A 25274-nucleotide genomic window follows, 5' to 3' on the forward strand; every position below is an offset into this window, starting at 1 on the left:
AACTGCTAGAACCGCTTTGGCAAATGACTCTGGGCTATGCAAAAGCCTAAGTTTGCCAAAACACTTAGCAAGACAATTTGGTAGAAGGAATCTGTTGCGGGTTGTTCCCACCTGCTTTAAAGGTAGTAGAAAGTTGAAGCGTTTGATGTATTCCTGATGCCGAGCTGACTGAAAGATTGGTAAGAAATTGGTTAGGGAGTTGGAGCGGGGACAGCAAATTCTTGAGCTGCAAATTTGCGCCCGGAAACGGGGTCAATTACAATGCCGTAGCCAAACTTGACGTACTCTGGCTTCAAAATATTGTCTCGATGACCGTTGCTATACATCCAGCCCTTCTGAAACATTTCAATATCTCGGTAGGTGAGTCCGACGCTGGAGTCTTGGACATAAATAATGTTCTCTCCTACGCCCACTCTCGGAGCCCCACCGATCGCGTGAAACCGCTCGGTTGGCGTGCGGCCCTCTAGCGAGTTGTGAGCAAAATAGTGCCGATTCATCATGTCTTGGGCATGGAGTTGCGCGGCTTGGGAGAGGAGCGGATCTTCTACCAAAGTAGGCAAGCCGTTGAGTTGGCGATCGCGGTTCATCACCTCCAGGCCAAGCTTCTGTAGCTCTGGCAAAGAGCGGGGCGCTGAAGCAGTCCAAAGAGTCGCGATCGGCAGGCCAATCTTCCAATTGCTGCCCCCAGGACCGTTATAGAGGCCGAGATGGAAAACTTTTTCCGGTGATAGCTCCGCCCAAAAATAGTGAGCATCTAACGGATGGCCGCGTTGGGCCTGCTTGATGTAATGAAAAACGGGTGGAATCGTCCATAGGACTGCAAACAAGGCAGCGTAGCTTAACCAAACCTGTTTAGGGCAAGTCTTGCGCCAACTCGATCGCGAACTGCGGGAAGACAAACTTGACATACTGCGATCGCTCTATCGGATGCTCCATTTTCCGGGTTTATCCTATAAAAAGGTAGCTAGCAGAGATACCGTGAAAGCACCGTTGCGATCGCCGCTCAGAAATTTCATGCCCGTAAAAGTGCGACATTGAGCGGGTTTCAATCTCCAGTGATATGTACCACTAGCTCGCGGGTGTGGCTGCGTTGGCGATGCTCCCACACATAAATGCCTTGCCAGGTGCCTAGGACTAAGCGTCCTTGAGAAATGGGGATTTGCTCGGAGCTGTGAGTTAAGGCCGTTCGGATGTGAGCGGGCATATCGTCTGGGCCTTCAGCGCTGTGAATGTAGCGTTGGCTATCTTCGGGGACAAGCTTGGCAAAAAAGTTTTCTAAATCGCGTAACACGTCTGGGTCAGCGTTTTCTTGAATTAGCAAGCTCGCCGAAGTATGTCGCAAGAACAAGGTACAGAGCCCCGTCTCAATCCCTGACTCCGCCACGATCGCCTGAATCTTGGAGGTGATTTTAGCCAGCGACTTACCCGCAGTTGAGATTGTCACGAAACGTTGGTAATGGCGCATGAATTTTGAATAGCTGGTTAATTGAATAAATTTACTGGGCAAAGTGCTGAATCACCGCTTCAGCGATCGCCTGATTGCCATCGGTTCTGACCGCTTCAGACTGACGCGGGGGTTGAGGTGATTGGTGCAAAAACTCCCAGTCGCTGTGGAAAAATTCATCTGGTTGCAGAATTTGATGCTGAGCATGCTCCTGAATGCCTGCTAACAAGACAGGCGATTCGGCAAAGTCATCGCGAGTGATGGTGATAATCGGCAAATTCTGACGGCAAGCTTCGGCAAAGGTGCTGTATCCCGGTTTGGAGACTAAACGGCCACACAAAGGCATAAAGTCCACCGGACGGTATTGGTGATCGGTGACTTGGCGTATGTTCGGTAAATCTGGAGCTTGACGATCGAAAGTGATGAACTGCCAATCAGGGAAGCGCTGCAAATTCTGATAAGGAATTTGATCCAGACCCAAACCGCCGAAGGTGAGTAAAACGGTTCGCTCTGGCGGGGCAGTGAGATTAAACGTGGCGCGGAGCTGATCTAAGTCAAAGCGAGGCGAGCCTCCGGTTAAACCCACATCTGTAATTTGGGGAAAGGCGCTCATCGATTCGTGGAAAGGTAGGCGAAACAGGCGATCGCACTGTTGGAAGCAACCCCGAATCCAATCCGCTATCTCAACAAATTCACCGCCCCAAGCTTGATAGATAAAGTCCCAACCAAAGTTGCTCATCATCCAGCAAGGTACGCCAGCGGCTTTGGCAATTTTGGCAGCCAGGGGAGGAATATCCGCCAACACCAGCCCCACGCGATTTTGCTGAATAAAGTTCACTTCTGAGGCAATCAGCGATCGCTCTTGCGCCCGGATATGCCGCAGTTTTTCCAGCGTGGCGGCTTTGTCCATCGTGATGCTGTCGCTTTGGATAATCCCGACATCTAGGCCACGGGGACGGTGAATAAAGTCACCACTTACATACGACTCCAGCAACCACCGGGGGGCCGTTGTCACCATTGCCACCAAAATCTCTGGGCAGAGGCGTTGAATTTCTGCCACTACCGAAGCAGCACGAGTGGCGTGACCAAAACCGTGATTGGTAATTGCCACATATAAAACGGGTCGCGACATGCCTAAGCTCTCCTCCTACCCCACCGTTTGACAAAACTGCTGCACGCCCACCACCAAGCGATCGATCTCCGATTCTAAAGTCAGGTAATGCACACAAGCGCGGACACAATCAGGATTCAGAATGGTACGAACCATTAAACCTTGGCTCTCTAAAAACTGCGCCAGTTGACGGTGCGATCGCCCTGCCCCTTGATCTACCAGCCCGAAAGAAACCAGACCTGCTTCCGGTGGTGCAGTCCGCAAGCAATGAACAGCAGGTAACTCCTTCAGTTGTTGCCATAGGTAGCCGCTCAAAACTTGAATCCGCTGATAACGAGCTTCCACTGAACCCCATTCGCTCTGAGTCGCGATCGCCACTCTCAACGCAGGATATAAGGCATAGTCGGAAGTGGCTACCTCAAACCGTTTGCCGCCTCGTTCCCACCCTGCGGGTTGGCCATTAGCATCCGTGGTGATGCCTCGCCAGCCAATGAAGGTTGGTTGCAACGTTTCTAGAGTGTCTGGGCGAATGTATAATCCACCGACTCCAGCAGGTCCACACCACCACTTATGGCCTGTAAACGCATAGAAATCGACCGCTAGTGCTGCCAGGTCGAGCGGTAACACCCCGACCGATTGCGCTGCATCCACTAAAACCCGTACCGGATGTTGTTGAGTTGGGTAGGCGTGGCAAGCCACCACAATTTCTCCTAGGGGAAGCAACTGGCCCGTGTTCCACAGAATATGGCTGAGAACAACCAGGCGAGTATTAGCTGTTAAATGTTGCGCGATCGCCGCCACCGGATCACCTGCATTCAGCGTTGCCATCAGCGGGCAAACGTCTACCGCTACGCCAAACCGACGCTGAATTTCTTGAACCACAGCGATGATGCTTTGATGCTCACAGTCAGTCATCAAAATGCGATCGCCAGGTTGCCAATTGATACCCCAGAGTGCAATATTACAGCCCGTCGAGACGCTATCCGTCAAGGTGATGGTTTCAGCCGTTACGCCCAGCTCTGCAGCGATCGTTTGGCGAGTTTGCTGAGATTCCTGATTAATCCAGACATTGCTGCTATTAGAAAATGGGCCAGCTTGTTGCATCTGCAAGTGCGCTTGCTGCATTGCTGCTAAAGCCGCTTGGGGCATTGGGCCTTGACCACCGTAGTTGAAATAAGCTTTATTCGCTAAGGCAGGAAACTGGTGGCGATGACGCTCTAGAAGGTGATGAACCGGAAGCGTGCTGGTCATAGCGGCTCAAGTCAGTGGGCAAGCCCTAGCATTTTAGCAATTTAAGTTATGACGACATGAGCGTAGCCTTAGAATTTCCAATGATTTAGCAATTTGCCTAGAGAAATCAATCCTGGGATACATCCCCAATTAGATAGATTCTTATAAATTGTTTAAGGAAAAATATTTAGTGTTCGTGTGAGGAATTAGAGTCCCTATGGCAAACTGGCAACTACGTAGCTCCCTGCTGAAATCTGTTCTGATTGTTGGACTAGCGACTGTAATGGGTGCTAGTGGCAGCATCGGCATGGCTCTGATCGGGGAGCAGAGCGCGATCGCTCAAGAACAAGCTCCCGCTGAGGAGACCCCAGCTGAAGAGACTCCTGCTGAAGAGGCTCCCGCCGAAGAGACCCCCGCTGAGGAAACCCCCGCCGAGGAGACTCCTGCTGAAGAAGCTCCCGCTGAAGAGACCCCTGCCGAGGAAACCCCAGCTCCAACTGGGCAAGCTTCTGACCAACGAGTTCTTCCCATCGTGCTTGTCTCTACTGCTGGAGAAACGGCTAGCACCAGAGTTATTCCTGGCTACCAGCCTCGCTTTAGCAAGATTTTAGGCAGTGGTGCCCTACTTGTGAACGACGAAGATCAAGTCACAGGCTACTACTTCGCGACCACAGGTTTAGAGCCTAGCCAGACTCTGCCTTATCACTTTCATGGCGCTCTGACTGATGCTAACCCCACCAGTTGCGAAGGCGACAAAGCTCTATTAGATTCCGAAGTCGGTGGCGGCGTTATTACAGATTTGGCCGCGATCGCACCACTGCAATCTAGTGCTGGTGGCTTTGGTCGGGTTGGTTCACCCTTCAGCCCTGTTCAGCTATCTGCCCCGGTTGCTTTGGCAGACATTGGCTACCTAAACATCCACTCGACCCAAGGCACTCCTGTTGGCCCTGGCATCGTTTGTGCCAACGTGCGTCTAGATCCCGCTGGCTTCCTGCGTAAGTAAGCGTTCTGGTAGGGCTAAAGTTTGGAATGATTTGAGTGGTATGGACTACTCAAATCATTCTCATATACAACCACCAGAGGCCCTTTGGCGTTGCTGATCATGAGATGAATCTGGGTTCTTCGACAAAGTAGGCTGATTTAGCAGTCTCTAAATACCACAACTAAGCAAATTTCCTGCTAGCGTTGAAGGCATGTTCCTGACTACTGAACTCCTACTACAGTATCAACGCTGTAGTCGAAGAGCCTTCCTAGATATCTATGGAGATCTCACTCAACGAGATCCTCCGAGCGATTACTTGCTCAAGTTAATCCAGGACAGCGCGGCTCATCGACGCACTGTGTTGACAGAGTATGCTTGGCAGCAACCCACCTGGCCGCCGAGAGATTGGATTGCTGGAAGCCAAGCCACCCTGGAAATGATGCGGCAGGGAGTAGAGTGCATTTACCAAGGGATTCTCCTAAGGGAGACACCAGAAGGAGTGACCTTGGTGAGTCAGCCCGATCTCCTGATCAAGCAGCCTGGTCAGTCTTACTTTGGCGATTGGATTTACGTCCCAACTGAAATTAGGTTAGGCAAGCGCCCCAAGCTGGAATATCAAATTCTGGCTACGTTTCATACCTATGTTTTGGCTGCGGTGCAAGGCGCTTGGCCTGAGACAAGTTGGCTAATTTTGCGAGAAAAAGGAGCTTACGAAGTCGATTTGTGGACTTTATTGCCCCAGATGCAAACGATTTTGCAAGAGTGTCTGCAAACTCTGCTTGCCCCAGAAGCCCCAGAAGTTTTCATTGCTCGCAACCGCTGTAACCTGTGTGGTTGGCTGAACTACTGTTCGGGAGTAGCGCAAGCGCAACGGCATCTATCGCTGCTGCCTGGAGTCACTGCTAGCCGCTACACACAGTTGCAAGCCCTTGATCTAGTTACAGTCGAATCTTTAGCCAGTTCTACACCAACCAGGCTGGAGACTTTACCTGGCTTTGGTCCAGAAGTAGCTCAAAGGCTAGTTTGGCAAGCGCAAGCTGTGTTAGAGAATCGAGCGATCGCCTACCCAGACAAGTCACCTTCCAGCAAGCCTTTAAACTTGTCCCAAGAACTGCCGACTGCCCCAGTCGAACTTTATTTTGACATTGAAGCCGAACCAGACCTGAATGTGGCTTTTCTACACGGGGTATTGGTTGTTGATCGCCGAACTCAGCAAGAAACATTCCATCCCTTGTTGGCGGAGCGGCCAGAAGACGAGGTTTTGGTTTGGCAGCAGTTTTTGGAGTTAGTCAACGACTATCCAGATGCTCCGATTTTTCATTTCTGCCCCTATGAGCCTCAAACCGTAGCGCGCTTGGCGAAGCTGTACGACACACCATCTCATTGGGTACGACCACTGCTCAACCGCTTTGTCGATTTGCATGAGCGGGTGACTCGTACGGTAATTTTGCCCGTCGAAAGCTATGCCCTCAAACCGATCGCTCGTTGGGTGGGGTTTGACTGGCGCGATGCCAAAGCCAATGGAGCCCAGGCAATTTGCTGGTATAGCCAGTGGCTAGAAACAGGCGATCGCGCTTACCTAGATGCGATCGTGCAGTACAACGAAGATGATTGTCGCGCCACTTACCAGATCAAAGATTGGTTGGTTGGGTTCCTGCAAGCAGAACTCTGCTCAGAGTTAGTCTAGAGGTTTTGTTCTAGAAATTTTGCGTCCCAGAATTACTAAATCTCGCTCTACGCCATCGAGACTAGCGACTTGCGGGAGATAGCCCCACTGCTGGAAGCCAAATTTCTCAAACAACCGCAAACTCGGTTGATTGTGAGCAAAGATGAAGCCGAGCAAGTTTTTTAAGCCTAGCTGGGGGCTGTGCTGAATGGCTTGCTGCAAAAGAACTTGCCCAATTCCTCGACGCTGATAAGGTGCAGCTACGTAAACACTCACTTCGGCAGTGGCTTGGTAGGCGGGTCTGCCATAAAAAGATTGAAAGCTGAGCCAACCCACCACAGTTTGCTCCTGCTCCATTACCCATAAAGGTCGAGATTGATAATCGCGATCGCGTAACCAAGCCAAACGACTCTCCACTGTGACAGGTTGGGTGTCAGCCGTGACCCTGCGGCTAGGAATGGTGACATTGTAAATTTCTACGATCGCGGGTAGGTCAGCCTCCACCGCATCCCGAATTAGCATCCAAAAAATCCCTCAAGAAGAATTTGAGAAAACGTTTGACAAACCCGTGAAACATCAGCATAATAGAAATCGCGACTTGCAAGGGACTGTAGTTCAATTGGTTAGAGCACCGCCCTGTCACGGCGGAAGTTGCGGGTTCGAGCCCCGTCAGTCCCGTAAAATAAAATGTGAAGCATGAGGGATGAAGGATGAATTAAAATCTTCTTCATCCCTCATCCTTTTTCATCCCTCCTAATTGCATCCTTTCTAACTTTGACCTATGACTGTTCGAGTCCGTCTTGCCCCCAGCCCCACAGGGAACTTGCATATTGGTACTGCCAGAACTGCGGTTTTTAACTGGCTGTTTGCCCGCCATCAGGGTGGTCAATTTATCTTGCGGATTGAGGACACTGACATAGAGCGATCGCGTCCGGAATACACCCAAAACATCCTGGAAGGTTTGACCTGGCTAGGCATGACTTGGGACGAAGGGCCGTTCTACCAAACCCAACGGATGGATTTGTATCGGCAGGCAATTCAATCTCTGCTGGACAAAGGCTTAGCGTACCGCAGCTACGAAACACCGGAAGAGTTGGATGCCATGCGCGAAGCCCAGAAGGCAAGAAGCGAGGCTCCTCGGTACGACAACCGTCACCGGAACCTCACGCCTGAGCAAGAAGCGGCTTTTATTGCTGAGGGCCGTCAGCCTGTCATTCGATTCAAAATCGAGGATGGCCGAGAGATTAGCTGGAATGATTTAGTCCGGGGCAAAGTCACTTGGAAAGGGCGCGATCTGGGGGGCGATATGGTGATTGCGCGGGCCGCTGCCGCTGATGAAGTTGGACCACCCCTCTACAACTTTGTCGTGGTTGTCGATGATATTGACATGAAAATCTCCCATGTGATTCGGGGAGAAGACCATATTGGCAACACGCCCAAACAAATTCTGCTCTACGAAGCCTTAGGGGCTAAAGCGCCAGAATTCGGTCACACGCCACTGATTCTGAACTCAGCGGGAGCCAAACTCTCTAAGCGGGATGGCGTCACTTCCATTTCCGATTTTAAGCAGATGGGCTACGTGCCAGAAGCGTTGGCTAATTACATGACCTTGCTCGGTTGGTCTGCACCAGACGCCACTCAAGAGTTGTTTACCCTACCTGAAGCAGCTGAGCTGTTTAGTTTCGATCGCGTCAACAAAGCAGGAGCCAAGTTTGACTGGGATAAGCTGAATTGGATCAACAGCCAATACCTCCACGCAATACCTGTCGATCGCCTGACAGATTTGTTAATTCCCTTTTGGCAAGCCGCTGGGTACGAGTTTGACCCCACAGGCGATCGCGCTTGGCTAGAGGAGCTCACGACTTTACTAGCAGCGAGCTTGGTACTTCTAAAAGATGCAGTCGAGATGAGCCAGTTGTTCTTCAACCCGATTGCTTTTACTGACGAAGCTAAGACACAACTCCAGCAAGCAGGCTCGGCTGCTACTCTGCAAGCGGTGGCTGCAGCTTTGCCGACCGACCACAGTCTGACTGCTGAGCAAGCGCAAGACATCATCAAGCAGGTGGTGAAAGAGCAGAACGTCAAGAAAGGCCTAGTGATGCGATCGCTACGCGCCGGATTGACTGGAGACTTACATGGGCCTGATTTACTTCAGTCTTGGCTGCTTCTGCATCAGAAGGGACAAGATTTACCCCGTCTGCAACAAGCTTTGACGGTGGCTCAGTAAATCTTCGTGTCGGCCTTGTAGCAAATCATTCAATCAAAACCAAAGATACTAGCTACTGAAGGAGATAGGGTGGTAAAACTATCTCAAGCGAAGGGTAGGGAACTCCGTTAGGAACCCTACCGTCTTTTTTACAAGAGTAGTTCTCACCAATCATTTACGGAGTGGGATTGGGCGCAAGCGTGCTCATTACACTCCGAATAACAGAAATGTAGGTTTAGAGCAATGGCGATCTGTTAGCGACATGATTGCTATTTGCTACATTCCGTCAGTAAGCAGTTAAGGGCAACCAGAATGCGCAACAGTGGGCTAGGCAGAGGAGTAGGATTGCCAATCGCGATCGCGATCGTAGCTGGAGGTTTGATCACGACCCCGGCACAAGCGCAGTCAGCCCAATCTCCCTTACTTTCGATTTTTGAAAACATTAAGCTCGGTCCCAAGTTTTCCCCAGACCCAACTAGAATTCAGGGTATTAGTGGGGGGTCAGTGGCGGCTACAAGTATCGCAAAACGCAATGATACGGTGACAGGGCCGTGCAGCGGTTATATGGATACTAAGCCAGACCACACCCTCTCGCTGACAGGCTTTTTCGATTACCTCAGCTTGGAAGTTGAAAGCCCTGAAGATACTACCTTGGTGATTCAAGGGCCAGGTGGCACCTGGTGTAATGATGACCATCAAGGTAAAAACCCCGGTATTGCAGGTCAATGGCTTGCTGGAACCTATAAAATCTGGATCGGTTCCTACAAACCTGCTAGCTACCATCCTTATCGCATCAAGCTCTCAGAAGTTCGTTAATGGTTGTCCGTCCATCATCTCAGCCTATCCATGAATAAGTTCAGTTTGAGTGGGGAGTTGCTAAGGTGCCAATTCAGTGACTCCACACTCAAGGGCTGAAGCCTCTGCTAGAGGGCCAATCTAAATGACTTAGAAATCTTCTAGAAGAGAGCTGAGTCGGCTCAAAATTGGATCAGATTCGGGAGATAAAGCTGCTGTTTTTGAGACTGGCTCCTTGAAAACAAACATAGGTTCAGGGGCAATGGGGGCAGCAGGGATGCAAGCCTGAGCTGATAGTGGTGACGGAACTTCAACCATGCTAGGTGGAGGAGTCGGAACGGAAGAGGGTAAGGTTGATGGAGCCTGGCTAAGTTGAGATTGTAGGTCTGCAAACTGCTGAGCAATGTGAGTCTCGATCGCTTCAACTTGAGTCGTCAAGTGAATGAGCTGACTAGTTAATTGATTGAGATACTCCGTCGTTGGATTGTTGGTCGGTTGTTTCCAGCTAGAAAACCCGCGATCGCTCTTCGTTCCCAATTCCTCTAACTGCTGAGTAACTTGCCTGAGCTGAGCTTCAAGCTGATCAAATTGTTGAGATTGGTTAGCAACTAACTTTGCCTCCAATCGGTCTACTTGTTGCTGGATGGGTGCTAAAGCTGATTCAAAGTCAATATTGTGACCGCCATTGGGATTGACGGGCTGGGTGGGCTCAGTGGCTAATAAGGTTTGCTGGAGCGTTTGCTTACAGAGGTCACTGAAACTGTTGTACTGCGCCTCGCTCAATGTGGCTTCGATCGCCGCCAGCAAAGTTTGGTCAGCAGCTTCCGGAGTAAACGTAATAGATTTATTCGTCTTTTTCGGGGAGGTGGGCATGGCAGTCAGACCTTGGTGAGTTGAGGATTAACAGTTGCCAACTGGGCGCGGCCATAGAGGTATTGGCCTAACGCATTCGCTTTGCGCGACGGTTGGGCTAGGTGAATGCGCAACTGCGCCTCCTCTAGCAAGGGTTGAAAATCTGGCCAGAAAAATTCGCCACCCCCACCACTGACGATCACATCTGTAACTCGTTCTGGTAGCCAAGCGATTAAACGGTTCGACAACTCACGGGCAAAACTCTTCCGCAAGCTGGGCAGAATAGCATCCAAATCCGTTGGGCGAGTGGCACCACGCGGACGATAAAACCGTTGTCCTTGAGGTCGATTCACTGCTTCGATCAACGAGAGAGACTGACTATCTGCGCCTTGAATTTGACTTGCCACTTGGTCGTAAAACTGGTTCATGGCAAAGGGCTCGCTCTTGGAGGCTCCGCGCGCAAACCGAAAGCGATCGACCATGAGAAAGTCGGTAGTTTGGTGTCCAATATCCACGATCGCGACTGATAGATTTGGCAAGTCAGGACTATGAGCGTCTTTGTCTTGGGCTTCACACCAAATCAGGCTGCCATAGCCTTCTGGCATCACCCACACCTGCTGAATGTTGACCGCGATCGCTTCTCCTCGGTACGACAAGACATGGGGCGATCGCAGCAAACCGATTAATTGTTCTTTTTCGCGATCGAACTGCTCTTGAGAGTGGTAGGGCAATCCCAAAACCACAGCTAAATCCCCGCTGAGATTGAAATGCCCTATGCAAGCCAACACCTTGACCAAGGCATCTTCAACCTTGGATTGTCCTACGCCTAAGTTGGCTCCAAAGTCGGCTGCTAATTGCCCGATCGCGTAGCCTCGACCTTGGTGCTCCAACCAAATATCTAATAGCGCATCGGTAGAACGGGACTCGAACCCACCCCGTCGCACTTGATCAACGGTTAGATGAGCAACATTAGCAGCAATCAGCACCACATCATCGGGATAGCGGCTCACGCAAGCTTTAGTAGAAGTTCGGCCCAAGTCAATACTCAAAATTGCAGTACTGCTGGAATGGCCATTGAGTGAATTAGAGGGTTGTCTGGCAGTCATCGAATTATTCACCTCTCGCTTAAATTCATAACTGTGCATGCCCTGTCTTGACCACGAAGCACTGATTCAAGCCCCCAGGAGGGATGGTTGAATAGCCAAAATTCTGTAAAGTCTTGGCATAGGTGCTAAGAAGTGGATGCTGAAAAAAGTTTGAGTCTGGCTGAGCCTAGACCTGGTAAACCTGGCTTTGTAAATCCAGATCTGGCGAGCGCTTTCTTTAGGCCCTATTTCTATAGTACAAAAGTACTATATAGCATGGTTTATGAGGAGACAAACCCCTTTGCTTGCCCCAATCCTGATAATTAAGTTAAATTTGATTAAGAAGCTGTTTTAACCGTTCTTAAGCAAGCTCCGACAAACCTGAGCTTGATAGATATGAAGCTAAGGGAAATTAATTTAGCTGCCCTTGATTCAAAAACTCTATTCTGCGAGTGGGATGGCTCACTCACGCCGAATCTAACTGTTGTGCTCCGTGTTGCTCCGTCTGTATATAGAGGCCACTAACTTATGAAATTGTCTTGGAAAACAGTGCTGCTGTGGGCACTGCCCGCTGTGGTCATCGGTTTCTTCTTTTGGCAAGGCGCTTTTGCTCCAACTCCGGTAGATATGAGCAAAAACGCGGCAAGTACCCGCATGACCTACGGGCGCTTTTTGGAATATCTAGACGCAAGTCGAGTCACAAGTGTTGACCTCTATGAAGGAGGACGGACAGCAATTGTAGAAGCGGTTGATCCAGAATTAGATAATCGGGTGCAGCGGCTCAGAGTAGATTTGCCTGGTAATGCTCCTGAACTGATTTCCCGCCTCAGAACCGAAAAAATCAGCTTTGATGTGCATCCACCCCGTAATGATGGTGCCATCTGGGGCCTATTGGGGAACCTAGTCTTCCCAATCTTGCTGATTGCGGGACTCTTCTTCTTGTTCCGTCGCTCTAATAATGTGCCAGGTGGCCCTGGTCAAGCCATGAACTTTGGCAAATCCCGCGCTCGGTTCCAGATGGAAGCGAAAACGGGTGTCATGTTTGAGGATGTGGCAGGCGTAGAAGAAGCCAAGGAAGAGTTGCAAGAAGTTGTAACTTTCCTCAAGAAGCCAGAACGCTTTACTGCCGTTGGTGCCCGCATTCCTAAAGGGGTGTTGCTAGTGGGTCCTCCAGGAACAGGTAAAACTCTCTTGGCTAAGGCGATCGCCGGAGAAGCGGGTGTACCTTTCTTTAGCATCTCTGGTTCTGAGTTCGTCGAAATGTTTGTCGGTGTGGGTGCTTCTCGCGTCCGTGACCTGTTCAAGAAAGCGAAAGAAAACGCGCCTTGCATCATCTTTATCGATGAGATTGATGCAGTCGGTCGTCAACGGGGCGCAGGCATTGGCGGTGGCAACGATGAGCGGGAACAAACCCTCAACCAGTTGCTCACCGAAATGGATGGCTTCGAAGGCAACACTGGCATCATCATCATTGCTGCAACTAACCGTCCTGACGTTCTAGACTCAGCCCTGCTCCGTCCGGGTCGTTTCGATCGCCAAGTCACGGTGGATGCTCCTGACATCAAAGGTCGCGTAGAGATTTTGCAAGTTCACGCTCGCAACAAGAAGCTCTCTGACGAAGTTTCGATCGATTTAGTGGCTCGTCGGACTCCTGGCTTCACCGGGGCAGACTTGGCAAACTTACTGAACGAGGCCGCTATCCTAACCGCACGTCGCCGTAAAGAAGCGATCACCATGCTAGAAATCGATGATGCAGTCGATCGCGTGGTAGCTGGGATGGAAGGCACTCCTCTGGTCGATAGCAAGAGCAAGCGCTTGATTGCTTATCACGAGATTGGCCATGCGGTGATTGGCACCTTGGTCAAAGCTCATGACCCCGTCCAAAAAGTCACTTTGATTCCTCGCGGACAAGCTCAGGGCTTGACCTGGTTTACTCCCAGCGAAGAGCAAGGCTTGATTTCTAAAGCGCAACTGATGGCTCGGATCATGGGAGCTTTAGGCGGTCGTGCGGCTGAGGAAGTGATCTTCGGTGATGCTGAGGTGACTACTGGGGCGGGTAATGACCTGCAACAAGTCAGCAGCATGGCGCGGCAGATGGTGACCCGGTTCGGTATGTCTGACTTAGGCCCCTTGTGCTTAGAGAGCCAATCAGGCGAAGTGTTCTTGGGCCGAGATTTGATGACTCGCTCGGAGTTCTCCGATGAGATTTCGTCTCGGATTGATGCTCAAGTCCGCTCAATTGTGGAGCACTGCTACGATGAATCCCGTCGCATTATCCGCGAGAACCGTACCGTAATCGATCGCCTGGTGGATCTCTTAATTGAAAAAGAAACCATCGACGGTGACGAGTTCCGCCAAATCGTGGCTGAGTACACGGTAGTACCCGAGAAAGAGCAGTACGTGCCTCAGCTCTAATCTCTAAAACTCAGAAACTCTAAGAAAGGGGATGGTGAAAACTATCCCCTTTCTTGCGTTTACGGCATGACTAGAAGCGTCCTAGCTAAACTCAATTGACTCGTAATACCGACAGTCCTGACACGGCCCTAGAGGATTCACCGCACAACGTAGATGCGCCGATCGCGCATTAAACCGACAGGTAATATCGCCTGTAAGCAACCCCATGCCTTCGACATAGCGCTGGTCGCTAGAAGCTCGACGGAGATTTTGTAAACTCCGACGTTCCACTGCTGCCATTGCCACCCTTAATCGATTCTGGGCTCTGATTTCTGCTCGCTGCAACAGCCATAGTGATAATAGGGGAGGCAATAAGCCTAGCGTGATCACTAAGATGATTTCGATCATGGCAGCCCCTTGCTACAAACATGATGCGATCGCCAAACAGTCTTAGACCGAAAGGCCAGCCTGATTGACGTTGCTCTACTTAATCACAATCCTAATGAATTCATCTAGGAAGTGTCTAGCTGGCCAAAAATTCCTACAAGTTTTGAGCTTTGCGGAATTCTTCTACCACTTGCTTTACATCGCGGCGTTTGCCGTCTACTTCGTAGTTGAGTCGTCGCATCTCGGTTTCAGAGATTTTACCAGCCAGCCCCTGGAAGACAGAGCGCAGTTCAGGGTGTTTTTGTAGGGTTTCTTGACGCACAATAGGGGCAGCCTCGTAAGGCGGAAAATATTGCTTATCGTCTTGTAGCACCACTAAACCTAGCGAGTCGATCAGGCCGTCTGTGGAGTTTCCAGCAACGAGATCGACTTGCTTGTCGGTAAGTGCCCGATACAGCAAGCCTAGGTCCATCACTTTGGGCTGCTCAGCAAATTTGAGATTGTAAGTTTTCGCTAACCCAGGAAAACCATCGGCGCGTTCTAAAAACTCGTAGCCAAACCCTGCTTGCCACTGTGGAGTATATTTGGCGACTTGGGAAAGAGTTTGGAGATTATTCTTACGAGCATCATCGCCTCGAATCACGATCGCGAAGGTGTTGTTGAAGCCTAGCGGTTCTGTCCATTCCAACTGGAACTGCTGAGCATAAGTTTGTTTCACCTGCTGGTAGACCGCCTTGGGATCGCTAATAGCAGTCTGCTTGAGAATTGCTGTGTAAGCGGTGCCTGTGTATTCCGGATAGACGTCTAGCTCGCCAGCTACGATGCCTTGATGGCAGACAAATGTGCCCCCCAGATTCAAACGGCGATCGACTTCGAGATTGGTTTTCGCTTCAATTTCTTGAGCCAGCAACTCCCCTAAAATCACTTGCTCGGTGAAGTTTTTGGAGCCGACCACGATACGCTGATTGCTAGAGTTGCAGCCTGCGATCGCCAAACTCAAAACGCTTGCGATTAAACCCAAGACAACTGTTCTTCTCATCGGGAACCCTTTAGTGTTAGCCGCCGCTCCAGCCAGCCGAAACCAAAATCTGCCAACAACGCCATCACCGCCGCTGGGATTGCGCCAGCCAGAATGAGTTGATTATCCACTACTGCCACGCCGCGAAAGATAAACACCCCTAATCCACCTGCACCGACTGCCGCTGCGATCGTCGCTAAACCTACGCCAATCACCGTCGCCACTCGTACCCCCGACAGAATGAAGCCCAGGGCCAACGGCAGTTCTACTTGCCACAACAACTGCCAGTCGGTCATGCCCATGCCCACTCCTGCCTCTCGAATCGCCGGATCAACGCTGACAATTCCGGTGTAAGTGCTGCGAATAATAGGGAGTAAGGAGTAGAGAATTAACGCCAAAATCGCCGTTTGCACACCAATCCCGCCTAAAAATGGCACTGGAATCAAAAAGCCGAATAGAGCCAAACTGGGAATCGTTTGTACAACGTTGGCGAATCCTAAAATTGGCTTACCGAGGTGTGGCTTGCGAGTGATCAGGACTCCTAAAGGAATGCCAAACAGAATCGCGATCGCCAGGGCAATCCCCACCATCTGCACATGCTCTAGGGTGTGCTGGGCAATCTCACCCGCATAACGGCTCCAAAACTCACTCAACATCAACTGGCTTCCCGGTTTGGCATGGTATTAAACGGCTGTAAGCACTGTGTAAAGGCTTGCACTTCGGGAAGGGGCGATCGCAAAAACTCTTCTCGTGTCCCCCAGAAGCTCAATTGACCCTCTTGCATTAAGCCAATTTTAGAAGCGAGCAGAAAGGCTTCTTGCACATCATGAGTCACAAATATCACGGTTTTGCCGAGTTGCTGTTGCAGTTGGCGAAACTCTCGCTGAATTTCTAATCGGGTAATCGGGTCCAGCGCTCCAAACGGTTCATCCATCAACAATAACGGTGGGTTAGCCGCTAAAGCTCTGGCCACTCCCACTCGTTGCCGTTGGCCACCCGAAAGTTCATGAGGATAACGGTGGGCAAAATGCTTGGCTTCTAAGCCCACAAGTTCTAGAAGCTCCTTGACACGGGCAGAGATGCGATCGCGCTCCCATCCTTCCAGAGCAGGTACCACCCCCACATTCCGAGCCACTGTGAAATGCGGAAACAACCCCACTTCCTGAATCACATAACCAACCCGTCGTCGCAGTTGAATCGAATTCCAATGGCTGGTAGGTTTGCCTTCTACCCAAACTTCGCCACTCGTTGGCAATAACAACCGATTGATCAACTTGAGAGTGGTAGTTTTGCCACAACCACTACGTCCCAACAAAACTAAGATTTCACCTCGATGCACTTCAAAATTTAGTTGAGTAATCAAAGCACGCTGCTTGAGGCGATAGGTAACATCCCAAAACTTAACAGCAAGCTCACTTACCTCTAACATCTGTTATTAACTCCGCAGCTGATTTGGTTCCCTCATCCCAGCACATCTCCGCTTTGACCAAAAATATTCGCAATATTAAATCACTTTTACAACTGACCGTATAGGTCAATGCTTACAACCTTAAACCCCTTGACCCTCGTTTTGTGAAAGGGTCTTGGTGCCCCCTGAAAACCAGCAACACTAGGATAGGCAACCCCTAATGAGAGAAACTTTTCCTTGAATAGAGTCATTTTTGTAAGCAAATCAGTCCAAACAGTTTTGGCTTCCGTAGACAAAGACTTGGGGGCTAAGACGCATAAACCTTGACCTACATCTATAAATACAATGTCATCGCGAGAGGCCCATTCATCTGGGATGAAGTCTATTCGAACCTCAATATACTCATTACCTGACATTGAATGAGACCATGCAATATGAAGGCTCCTAACTTGGCAATCATCAATGAAGAGACCACTAGGGCCAGTGAGAGCATCTATAGTTGGCTTCAATACATTATCAATATCAGCACTAGCATCTGTTTCATATCGGCTTTTTGCAGAAATCCACCAGCGCAACTCAATGCTGATGTCTCCTATCAGCAGATAATCCTTTCCAGCAAAAGCAGTCCTTACTCGCTCAATATACTCATCTTTGCCTTGCTTTTTGGCCTGAATAGACACGGGTGAGTATGGAATTGTAAATTCAAGGCTACCAAATGGAGGAGGAGCCTTTCCTTCATTAGCGAATTCAATTGCTTTAAGTAATTCATCGTCGCTCATAAAAGAGATCACGCTGTTTAGAAGCCAACTAATTATTAAAAATCACTTTATTGCTATTTTTGATAACTCAACTCGGTTTACTGATTGAAAGCCTTAATACTATGCAAACTTACGAAATTGGGTTCGGAGTGCTCGCAGCATTTTGCTGGTGCCTTCGGCGATCGCTTTTTGTGCCCGTTGAGGAATGAGGTCAGCAATCGCATTCTGCTTGTGACTTTTACTTGGTAGCGATGCGTCATGTATAACGGAAAGTAGGTAAAACTAGCAAGCAGCTAGGAGGCGAGCGAAATTGAGACAAGAATTAAAGTTTCAACTACCTCAGCAAGCTCTTGCAGAGTTTTGTCAGCGATGGAAAATCCAAGAATTGTACTTTTTTGGCTCAGTGCTGCGAGAAGATTTTAGACCTGACAGCGACATTGATGTCTTGGTGGCTTTTGAGGCAGATGCGACTTGGGGCCTTTTAGAGTTTGTCCGGATGAAACGCGAGTTGAAAACCGTGTTAGGGCGCGAAGTAGATTTGATGACGAAAAAGTCAATCGAGGAAAGCCATAACTGGATTCGTCGGCAAGAAATCTTAGGAACAGCTCAACCTGTATATGTCGCGGGATAACGCATCACTGCTCGATATTATTCAGGCAGGGCAACTGGTTTTGCAATTTTCTCAAGGATTGAGCCGCGAACAGTTAGCAGCAGATTTGCGATCGCAATCAGCCATTCTCTACCAAATCACTATCATGGGAGAAGCAACAAAACGGCTATCCCGTGAGTTTCGAGAACAACACCCTGGCGTTCCTTGGGATGACGTGGCTGGAATGCGAGACATAATTGCCCACCAATATGACCGAATTGATTTTGATATTGTTTGGCAAGTAATTCAACGCAACATCCCTGAACTTTTAGATATACTAATAATTCCTCTATTACCGATTCAAAATAGCTGAGTTCGGAGTGCTCGCAGCATTTTACTGGTAGCATTGACGATCGCTTTCTGTGTCCGTTGGGGAATAAGGTCAGCGATCGCCAGATTAGGAAAGGATGAAAAATGTCTGCGTTGTCTTAATTCCTCGAAAAGGGATGGCTGTAGCCTGCAAAGGCGTAAATCCTCTGAGAAGCAAGTTTTGTCCCAGTAGCGTCTGGCACTACCAAGGGTTTATTGACACTTTCAGATAGGCGAGTCAAGATCTTAAGAAAGGCAAATCTTTGTAAAGGCTGTGTTGCATGTCTTTCGAGTTTTTATCGCTAGAGACTATCCAGGAATTAGCTCGTCAATATGGCTACTGGGCAGTATTTGTAGGTATTCTGCTAGAAAATCTCGGTTTGCCAATTCCCGGTGAAACTGCGACACTTGCTGGCGGTTTCTTGGCGGGTAGCGGTGAACTGAATTACTGGATTGTCCTTGGTAGTGCAGTTCTCGGTGCTTCGCTGGGCGGAACTTGTGGCTATTGGATTGGTAGGTGGGGCGGATGGCCACTGCTCGTTGGCCTCGGTCGCATCTTCCGCTTTCGAGAAGAGCAATTGCTAGAAGTCAAAAATCAATTTAGTGAAAACGCCGGAAAGACAGTGTTTTTTGGCCGTTTCATTGCTCTGCTCCGAGTTTTTGCTAGCCCGCTCGCTGGAATTGTCCAGATGCCGTTTCTCAAATTCATGTTTTATAACTTGTTTGGGGCAACGGTTTGGGCTTCTGTGATGGTGACCTTGGCATTCTTCGCAGGTCGAATTGTGCCCTTAGAACAGCTAGTTGTTTGGGCCGCTCAATTTGCTGGAGTCGCTTTGTTCCTGGCGATCGCCTGGATTGCAGTTCCTATCTGGTTAGAAACTCGTAAAGCTAAGCAATTAGAACGTCCAGATTAATTCTGAAGCTGGATCAAACTAAATCAGCTTTGGAAACCTGTTGGTAAATAGGCAAATTTAGCAGATGGAGCAGTTTTGCATTGCTCCATCTGTTTTTTGATTGTCTTAGAGCTTTTGACTGAATCCAAAGCTAAATAGAAAAGGTTAAAGGCGATTTTGTTGCGACCAAACCCGCGTGGGTAGGCCCCAAACATAGATAAACCCTTCTGCTGCTTTGTGGTCGAACTTGTCTTCTGCGCCGTAGGTTGCCAAGTCTGGGCTGTAGAGGGAGTTGGCAGATTGCCGTCCCACAATATTGGCATTGCCTTTAAATAGCTTGATTCGTACAGTGCCAGAAACGCGCTCTTGGGTCTGTTGCACAAAGGCATCTAAGGCTCCCTTGAGCGGGCTGTACCAGAGGCCGTTGTAGACGAGTTGGCTGTAGGTTTCCTCAATGCCCCGCTTGTAGTGGGTAACATCAGCCGTTAGCGTTAGGCTCTCTAAATCCCGGTGGGCTTGAATCAGTACTAAGAGAGCGGGTGCTTCATAAATTTCACGCGATTTAATCCCAACTAAACGGTTCTCCAGCATATCGATCCGCCCGACGCCGTGATTGCCAGCAAGTTCGTTGAGTCGGGTAATCAACGCCACAGAATCTAAAGCTTCTCCATTCAGGTGAGTCGGCAAACCCTTCTCAAAGCCAATTTCTACATATTCTGGTTCGTTGGGTGTCTCTGCGATCGCCTTGGTCAAAGCGTAGATTTCTTCTAGAGGCTCGGTCCAAGGGTCCTCTAGGGGGCCTGCTTCAATACTGCGACCCAAGAGGTTGCGATCGATGCTGTAGGGTGAAGACTTCTTGACTGGAGCAGGAATGCCAAATTTTTCCCCGTAGGCGATCGTTTCTTCCCGGCTCATGCCCCATTCTCTAGCGGGCGCTAAGACTTTGAGATTGGGGTTTAAGGCGGCGATCGAGACATCAAATCGCACTTGGTCATTGCCTTTGCCTGTGCAACCGTGTGCGACCGCATCGGCACCATATTTTTCAGCTGCTTCCACCAATAGCTTGGCAATCAGGGGCCGAGCCAAAGCGGTAGAAAGGGGATAGCGATTCTCGTAGAGTGCATTAGCTTGAATCGCAGGAAAAGCATACTCTTTGATAAAACCTGCCGTTGCATCGATTACCAAGGACTCGCTAGCGCCTGAATCGAGTGCTTTTTTGCGGATGGGTTCTAGTTCATCCCCTTGGCCCAAGTCGGCTGCTAAGGTAATAACTTCTTCAACCCCCCACTCAGTTTTGAGATAAGGAATGCAGACGGAAGTATCAACTCCGCCGGAGTATGCCAGCACAACTTTCTTGGCGCGACCCATTGATTTTCTCGATTTGGTAGAACAACTGAGTCCCTATTATGCAACCAATATTCATAAATTCTTGTCAGAATCTCTACAGATACATCATTGATGCTTGATTTTGTTGAGTCACTCAAATGCCATAAGCTTTAAGGCTAGCTAGGTAGCCAAGGCATAGTTGAAGATTGGCTGAAGATATTGAGAGTAAGGTTCCCTTGCAGGAGAAGCTGTGTTTTTTAGTGTTGTCATCCCGACCTACAATCGCCAACCGATTTTGGAAAAGTGTTTGAGGGCTTTAGAGCGCCAACACCTAGCGACAGATACCGAGGTGACTGGTTATGAGGTTGTGTTAGTTGATGATGGCTCTACGGATGGCACAGTCGATTGGATACGCACGAGTACAGCCGAGTTTCCTCATGTCCGGTTGTTTTGCCAAGATCACCAAGGTCCATCTGCGGCTCGGAATTTGGGGGTGCAGCAAGCGATTGGGGATACGATTATTTTTATTGACAGTGACTTGGTTGTTACCGAACAGTTTTTGCAAGCTCATGCGGATGGTCTAAAGCAAGGCCAGCGATTGCTTCCCGCCCCAGCGACCCCCAATAAGCCGCCCCGCCTCTTCACCTACGGTCGAGTGATTAATACCTGCAATTTTGAGCAACCCACCAGTGAGCCGTACAAAGTCACAGATTTCTCAGCTGCCTATTTTGCTACAGGTAATGTCGCGATCGCCCGTTACTGGCTAGAAAAAGCAGGCTTATTTGATACTCAGTTCCAACTGTACGGCTGGGAAGATCTGGAACTAGGCGTGCGGCTGAAGCAATTAGGTCTCAAGCTGATTAAATGCCCCGATGCGGTTGGCTATCATTGGCACCCACCCTTTGCCCTAGCAGAAATTCCGCAGTTAATTGATAAAGAAATTCAACGCGGACGTATGGGAGTTTTGTTCTATCAAAAGCATCCCACCTGGGAAGTGCGGATGATGATTCAAATGACTTGGCTGCATCGCGTGCTCTGGGGCTTACTCTCTCTGGGCGGCTCCTTAAATGAACGAACCTTAGCTCCTTTGTTGCAATGGTTGATTGAGCAAGGCAAGCCCCAACTAGCCCTAGAGATCGCTCGGATCTTTCTCAATTGGTACAACGTTCAAGGTGTGTATGCCGCTTATGCTGAAATGCAGCAGGCCGCTTCGTAATATATCAGTGGCCTCTATTTTTGGGGTGCTTGAGTAGATATACACATTTGCAGTACTTTAGCTTTGGTAAAACTGCTCTACTCTATCTGACCTGTCTTTCAAATCACACCTAGGATACCTATGTTGCGACTCAAGAATTTAGTGGTTTTCACGGCGATCGCGGTTGCCTTGGCAGCTTGTGGCCCCAGCACCGACACTACAACAACTTCTGATACTACGACTACGACTGCTCCTACTACGACCGCCCCTGCGGCAGGTCAAGCTTCGCCCGCAACAGCGACTTCAACCATCAGTGTTACTGACCTAGGCGTGCAGAACATTAGTGAAGTGAAATTCTATTCACTGCCTGCCGGTACTGAATCTACTAATGGTTATTTTGATGCTGTCAACAATAAGGTGACGCCAGAGCATACCTTACCTAAAACAGATATTTTGACCCTCAACGGCTGGGCAATTCTTCCGACTACTAGCAAGTCAGCGAATCAGGTGATCGTCACGCAGGGTGATCAGAATGCTGTCATCGCGATCGCTCCTGCTGGTGTAGAAAGAACCGATGTTGCCAAAGTCACAAACAACCCTAACTACACAAACTCAGGCTGGACTGTAACGCTCGACCCAGCAACCTTGCCAGCAGACAGAGCTGTTCTCAAAGCGTGGGCATACAACTCTGATACCAAAGAAGCCTTTCAACTGAGTCGAGTGCACACTGTCACTTTCAATCAATAACTCCGACTCAAAAGAAGACTCTGATTGTGTTACGCTAGAAAAGTTGTCTAAATTCGCACATCCAGGATTTCGGGTGTTTCCGAAGAGCCATGAAGCTCAGAAATACACCTGGATGGAGGATTAACCCGAATCAGGAGTTCAAAAAAATATGCCAGTCGTCTCTTTGGCTCAAATGATGGAGGCAGGCGTTCACTTCGGGCATCAAACCCGCCGGTGGAACCCCAAAATGTCTCCTTATATCTACACCTCTCGTAACGGTGTTCATATCATTGACTTGGTGCAAACTGCCCAGTTGATGGAAGAAGCCTACAGCTACATGCGAACTGCGGCTGAACAGGGCAAAAAGTTCCTGTTTATTGGCACCAAGCGGCAAGCAGCTGGGATTGTGGCTCAAGAAGCAGGGCGTTGTGGAGCTTATTACGTCAACCAGCGTTGGTTAGGCGGCATGCTCACCAACTGGACCACCATCAAAACCCGCGTCGATCGCCTTAAAGAGCTAGAGCGCCGCGAAGAAACTGGGGCCCTAGACCTACTGCCTAAGAAGGAAGCTTCTGTTCTCCGCCGAGAACTCGAAAAGCTTCAGAAGTACCTAGGTGGCATTAAAGCCATGCGTAAAGTTCCCGATGTCGTCATCATCGTGGACCAACGCCGGGAGTACAACGCGGTTCAAGAGTGCCTCAAGTTGGGCGTTCCCATCGTTTCGCTCTTAGATACTAATTGCGATCCTGACTTCGTAGATATCCCTATTCCAGCTAATGATGATGCTATTCGGTCCATTAAGCTAATAGTAGGTAAGCTAGCGGATGCGATCTATGAAGGTCGTCACGGTCAGCTAGAGGCAGAGGAAGACTACGAAGACTACGAAGGTGCGGAGGACGACTTCGACTACGAAGACAACGATACTTCGTTCCTGCCAGAGGAAGAAGCAGAAGCTGAAGCATAGTTAATTTCGATAGCTATCACCAAATGAACTGCGATCGCAGTTCATTTGACCCAGCTTTTTTAGAGTTTTCGCGTTTAAGGTCTCAATCGAGTTGAAGTAGGAATCAAGGCAAAATGGCGGACATCTCTGCACAAAGCGTGAAAGAGCTGCGCGAAAAAACTGGCGCAGGCATGATGGACTGTAAAAAAGCCCTTACCGAGAATGGTGGGGACATCACTAAAGCGACCGAGTGGCTGCGGCAAAAAGGTCTCGCTTCTGCTGGCAAAAAAGAAGGGCGAGTTGCAGCGGAAGGTTTGGTTGGTCAGTATATCCACACGGGCGGCCGCGTCGGGGTTCTGGTAGAAGTAAACTGCGAAACTGACTTCGTAGCTCGCGGCGAAACGTTTCAGACCCTGGTTCGCAACGTAGCTATGCAGATTGCAGCTTGCCCTAACGTTGAGTACGTCAAGGTGAGCGACATTCCCGCAGACATCGCGGAGAAGGAAAAAGCGATCGAAATGGGTCGCGATGACTTAGCTGGTAAACCAGACAACATCAAGGAAAAAATCGTTCAAGGTCGTATTGACAAGCGCCTGAAAGAAATGACTTTGATGGATCAGCCTTACATTCGTGACCAAAACATCACGGTGGAAGAGTTAGTCAAGCAAACCATTGCTCAGACTGGTGAAAACATCCAAGTTCGTCGCTTCGTCCGATTCGTTCTGGGCGAAGGCATTGAAAAGCAAGAGAACAATTTTGCTGATGAAGTTGCAGCGATGACTGGGACTAAGTAAAAGTTTTAGCTTGCAGCTTTTGACATCCGCAAGGATCGACTGAAGCGTAGTTTGGATAGTAATGTGAAGACAGGTCAAGCTCACCACTCTGACCTGTCTTTCCTCTATTTGGGGGCTTCTTAACCATAGGCAAGAGAATGGTTAGATCAGTTGAACAAATTGAACGCGATATTGCTGCATTAGAGCAAATGCTAGCAGGTACGGCTGATGAGTTTTATAGCGTTGATTCTGGCTATTTAGCAGCGTTGGGGCAGGCGGTTAAACAGCAGCTAATTTTGGCAAGCTATCATTTGTGTACCCAAGGGTATCCCCAGCAGTTTTTGCGCTTGTCCTTTAACCAAAGGCATCAATTACAGCAGTCTTTGAAGCAACTGGCTAAGCAAGCCCAAGAAACTTTATTGGAGCAACTACGGCGCGTTGGCGAAACCCAACCGGAGCAGCAGTCTAGCGATAAACCAACAGAGCCTGAGGAGTTCTCTCCCGCTTCGCTGGATGTAGCTTTGACAGAAACTGTCGAGAAGCAGTGGCTTCCTGACGTGGCCGAACCACCAACTGTGGAGCCACAGTCGAAAGAATCAGAAGCTCGAGAACCCGAAACTCTAAAACCCAAAAGCGAAGATGCCGAGTCCCAACGCCTGACACCAGAACGGTTAGTCGGGTGGCGAGAAGGGGTGGAACGGGCGATCGCTCGAACTTTGAGCCAAGTTTCGAAAGAGGCAAATCATCTATTTCAGCAAGTAGACATCTTGCCAAAAGAGCTGCCAGAAGTTTTACTAGAGGCGGCTTCTAAAGCAGAAGAGGCGGCAGACTCAGTAGCGAGTACACCAAACTTGCTGAATTTGTTGGTGGAAACTGTGGATGAAAATCGGCCTGAAGCAATGCCATCAGGACTTTCTATCACTCATATTGTGGCTATTCATTTGCGTCTGGCAGAAATTGAGTTTACGGATAGCACTGTAGCGGTGTGGCGACAGAAACTACGGAATTTATCCGGGCGGTTGCAATCTCTTGGCAAGGAATACCAAAAGAAACAACGAGAACGAGCGATCGCAGAAGCTGAATCTGCTTGGCGTGCCAGTTGGTTTGAGGATTAAATCGAGATC

The 25274-nt window shown here is 49.5% G+C and carries 26 protein-coding genes and 1 tRNA gene; 14 read left to right on the plus strand and 13 right to left on the minus strand.

Translation table 11 applies throughout. The features are described from left to right. Positions 1-191: 191 nt before the first annotated feature. From H6F68_RS25655 to H6F68_RS25670, 4 genes are all read right to left on the minus strand, one after another. Positions 192-908, minus strand: a complete 717-nt coding sequence (locus tag H6F68_RS25655; RefSeq protein WP_190563436.1) for a CAP domain-containing protein — start codon at positions 906-908, stop codon at positions 192-194. Positions 909-1045: 137 nt separating this feature from the next. After that, positions 1046-1444, minus strand: coding sequence for a secondary thiamine-phosphate synthase enzyme YjbQ (locus H6F68_RS25660; RefSeq protein WP_370527502.1), 399 nt, complete (start codon positions 1442-1444; stop codon positions 1046-1048). 52 nt (positions 1445-1496) lie between these two features. Beyond that, positions 1497-2576 (minus strand): glycosyl transferase, encoded by a 1080-nt coding sequence (locus H6F68_RS25665; protein WP_190563438.1) that lies wholly within the window; start codon positions 2574-2576, stop codon positions 1497-1499. A 15-nt stretch (positions 2577-2591) separates the two neighbouring features. Beyond that, positions 2592-3806, minus strand: a complete 1215-nt coding sequence (locus H6F68_RS25670; protein ID WP_190563440.1) for an aminotransferase class V-fold PLP-dependent enzyme — start codon at positions 3804-3806, stop codon at positions 2592-2594. Positions 3807-4002: 196 nt separating this feature from the next. Here H6F68_RS25670 and H6F68_RS25675 point away from each other — a divergent pair, with 196 nt between their 5' ends. Together H6F68_RS25675 and H6F68_RS25680 are read left to right on the plus strand one after the other, a co-directional pair. Continuing rightward, positions 4003-4788: a hypothetical protein gene (locus tag H6F68_RS25675; RefSeq protein WP_190563442.1), complete on the plus strand. Its 786-nt coding sequence runs from the start codon at positions 4003-4005 to the stop codon at positions 4786-4788. A 190-nt stretch (positions 4789-4978) separates the two neighbouring features. Beyond that, positions 4979-6454 (plus strand): TM0106 family RecB-like putative nuclease, encoded by a 1476-nt coding sequence (locus tag H6F68_RS25680; protein WP_190563444.1) that lies wholly within the window; start codon positions 4979-4981, stop codon positions 6452-6454. On the opposite strand, the gene H6F68_RS25685 is transcribed toward H6F68_RS25680, so the two are convergent. Further along, positions 6446-6955 carry a GNAT family N-acetyltransferase gene (locus H6F68_RS25685; RefSeq protein WP_190563446.1) on the minus strand — a complete coding sequence of 170 codons (510 nt, stop codon included), beginning with the start codon at positions 6953-6955 and terminating at the stop codon, positions 6446-6448. The two genes, H6F68_RS25680 and H6F68_RS25685, sit on opposite strands and share 9 nt — an antisense overlap. An 82-nt stretch (positions 6956-7037) precedes the next feature. Here H6F68_RS25685 and H6F68_RS25690 point away from each other — a divergent pair. The 3 genes from H6F68_RS25690 to H6F68_RS25700 all read left to right on the plus strand — a co-directional run bounded on the left by H6F68_RS25690 (position 7038) and on the right by H6F68_RS25700 (position 9455). Beyond that, positions 7038-7111: transfer RNA gene (locus H6F68_RS25690), tRNA-Asp, on the plus strand. A 103-nt stretch (positions 7112-7214) separates the two neighbouring features. Beyond that, the gene (gene gltX / locus H6F68_RS25695; RefSeq protein ID WP_190563448.1) at positions 7215-8660 is read left to right on the plus strand and encodes a glutamate--tRNA ligase; all 1446 of its coding nucleotides are present in this window, start codon (positions 7215-7217) and stop codon (positions 8658-8660) included. A gap of 291 nt (positions 8661-8951) precedes the next feature. Further along, positions 8952-9455, plus strand: a complete 504-nt coding sequence (locus tag H6F68_RS25700; protein ID WP_190563450.1) for a hypothetical protein — start codon at positions 8952-8954, stop codon at positions 9453-9455. A gap of 129 nt (positions 9456-9584) precedes the next feature. On the opposite strand, the gene H6F68_RS25705 is transcribed toward H6F68_RS25700, so the two are convergent. Together H6F68_RS25705 and H6F68_RS25710 are read right to left on the minus strand one after the other, a co-directional pair. Then, on the minus strand, positions 9585-10307 hold the full coding sequence (locus H6F68_RS25705; protein ID WP_190563458.1) for a hypothetical protein: 723 nt from the start codon (positions 10305-10307) through the stop codon (positions 9585-9587). A gap of 5 nt (positions 10308-10312) precedes the next feature. Further along, positions 10313-11392 carry a ParM/StbA family protein gene (locus tag H6F68_RS25710; protein ID WP_190563460.1) on the minus strand — a complete coding sequence of 360 codons (1080 nt, stop codon included), beginning with the start codon at positions 11390-11392 and terminating at the stop codon, positions 10313-10315. Between the two features lie 507 nt (positions 11393-11899). Here H6F68_RS25710 and ftsH2 point away from each other — a divergent pair. Beyond that, positions 11900-13786 (plus strand): ATP-dependent zinc metalloprotease FtsH2, encoded by a 1887-nt coding sequence (gene ftsH2, locus H6F68_RS25715; protein ID WP_190436490.1) that lies wholly within the window; start codon positions 11900-11902, stop codon positions 13784-13786. A gap of 81 nt (positions 13787-13867) precedes the next feature. Here ftsH2 and H6F68_RS25720 read toward each other — a convergent pair whose 3' ends face one another. The 5 genes from H6F68_RS25720 to H6F68_RS25740 form a co-directional block, all read right to left on the minus strand. Continuing rightward, positions 13868-14173 (minus strand): DUF6464 family protein, encoded by a 306-nt coding sequence (locus tag H6F68_RS25720; RefSeq protein WP_190436995.1) that lies wholly within the window; start codon positions 14171-14173, stop codon positions 13868-13870. A 133-nt stretch (positions 14174-14306) separates the two neighbouring features. Then, positions 14307-15191: a glycine betaine ABC transporter substrate-binding protein gene (locus tag H6F68_RS28760; RefSeq protein ID WP_190551655.1), complete on the minus strand. Its 885-nt coding sequence runs from the start codon at positions 15189-15191 to the stop codon at positions 14307-14309. Then, positions 15188-15826 (minus strand): ABC transporter permease, encoded by a 639-nt coding sequence (locus H6F68_RS28765; protein ID WP_190563462.1) that lies wholly within the window; start codon positions 15824-15826, stop codon positions 15188-15190. Before H6F68_RS28765 ends, H6F68_RS28760 begins: the two co-directional genes overlap by 4 nt. Next, positions 15826-16599: an ATP-binding cassette domain-containing protein gene (locus H6F68_RS25735; protein WP_190563464.1), complete on the minus strand. Its 774-nt coding sequence runs from the start codon at positions 16597-16599 to the stop codon at positions 15826-15828. The genes H6F68_RS28765 and H6F68_RS25735 overlap by 1 nt, the downstream gene beginning before the upstream one ends. 86 nt (positions 16600-16685) lie before the next feature. Beyond that, positions 16686-17357, minus strand: a complete 672-nt coding sequence (locus H6F68_RS25740) for a RusA family crossover junction endodeoxyribonuclease (protein ID WP_190563466.1) — start codon at positions 17355-17357, stop codon at positions 16686-16688. Between the two features lie 289 nt (positions 17358-17646). On the opposite strand from H6F68_RS25740, the gene H6F68_RS25745 reads away from it, so the two are divergent. The 3 genes from H6F68_RS25745 (at position 17647) to H6F68_RS25755 (ending at position 19208) form a co-directional block, all read left to right on the plus strand. Next, entirely contained in the window at positions 17647-17967 is a 321-nt protein-coding gene (locus H6F68_RS25745) for a nucleotidyltransferase family protein (protein WP_190563468.1), read from the plus strand. Further along, a complete protein-coding gene (locus H6F68_RS25750) occupies positions 17954-18298 on the plus strand; it encodes a DUF86 domain-containing protein (RefSeq protein ID WP_190563470.1) in 345 nt (114 codons plus the stop codon). Before H6F68_RS25745 ends, H6F68_RS25750 begins: the two co-directional genes overlap by 14 nt. A 277-nt stretch (positions 18299-18575) precedes the next feature. Next, positions 18576-19208 carry a DedA family protein gene (locus tag H6F68_RS25755; protein WP_190551649.1) on the plus strand — a complete coding sequence of 211 codons (633 nt, stop codon included), beginning with the start codon at positions 18576-18578 and terminating at the stop codon, positions 19206-19208. A 144-nt stretch (positions 19209-19352) separates the two neighbouring features. Here H6F68_RS25755 and H6F68_RS25760 read toward each other — a convergent pair whose 3' ends face one another. Next, on the minus strand, positions 19353-20555 hold the full coding sequence (locus H6F68_RS25760; protein WP_190563472.1) for an argininosuccinate synthase: 1203 nt from the start codon (positions 20553-20555) through the stop codon (positions 19353-19355). 208 nt (positions 20556-20763) lie between these two features. Here H6F68_RS25760 and H6F68_RS25765 point away from each other — a divergent pair, with 208 nt between their 5' ends. From H6F68_RS25765 to H6F68_RS25785, 5 genes are all read left to right on the plus strand, one after another. Beyond that, a complete protein-coding gene (locus tag H6F68_RS25765; RefSeq protein WP_190563474.1) occupies positions 20764-21729 on the plus strand; it encodes a glycosyltransferase in 966 nt (321 codons plus the stop codon). Between the two features lie 120 nt (positions 21730-21849). Then, the gene (locus H6F68_RS25770) at positions 21850-22455 is read left to right on the plus strand and encodes a hypothetical protein (protein WP_190563476.1); all 606 of its coding nucleotides are present in this window, start codon (positions 21850-21852) and stop codon (positions 22453-22455) included. A gap of 148 nt (positions 22456-22603) precedes the next feature. Beyond that, the gene (gene rpsB, locus H6F68_RS25775) at positions 22604-23398 is read left to right on the plus strand and encodes a 30S ribosomal protein S2 (protein WP_190563478.1); all 795 of its coding nucleotides are present in this window, start codon (positions 22604-22606) and stop codon (positions 23396-23398) included. A 113-nt stretch (positions 23399-23511) separates the two neighbouring features. Then, positions 23512-24171, plus strand: a complete 660-nt coding sequence (gene tsf, locus H6F68_RS25780; RefSeq protein WP_190436520.1) for a translation elongation factor Ts — start codon at positions 23512-23514, stop codon at positions 24169-24171. 137 nt (positions 24172-24308) lie between these two features. Continuing rightward, complete coding sequence (locus H6F68_RS25785; protein ID WP_190563480.1) at positions 24309-25265, plus strand: hypothetical protein; 957 nt, start codon at positions 24309-24311, stop codon at positions 25263-25265. Positions 25266-25274 lie beyond the last annotated feature (9 nt).

The sequence above is a fragment of the Trichocoleus sp. FACHB-262 genome, from assembly GCF_014696035.1.
Taxonomy (GTDB): Bacteria; Cyanobacteriota; Cyanobacteriia; order FACHB-46; family FACHB-46; genus Trichocoleus.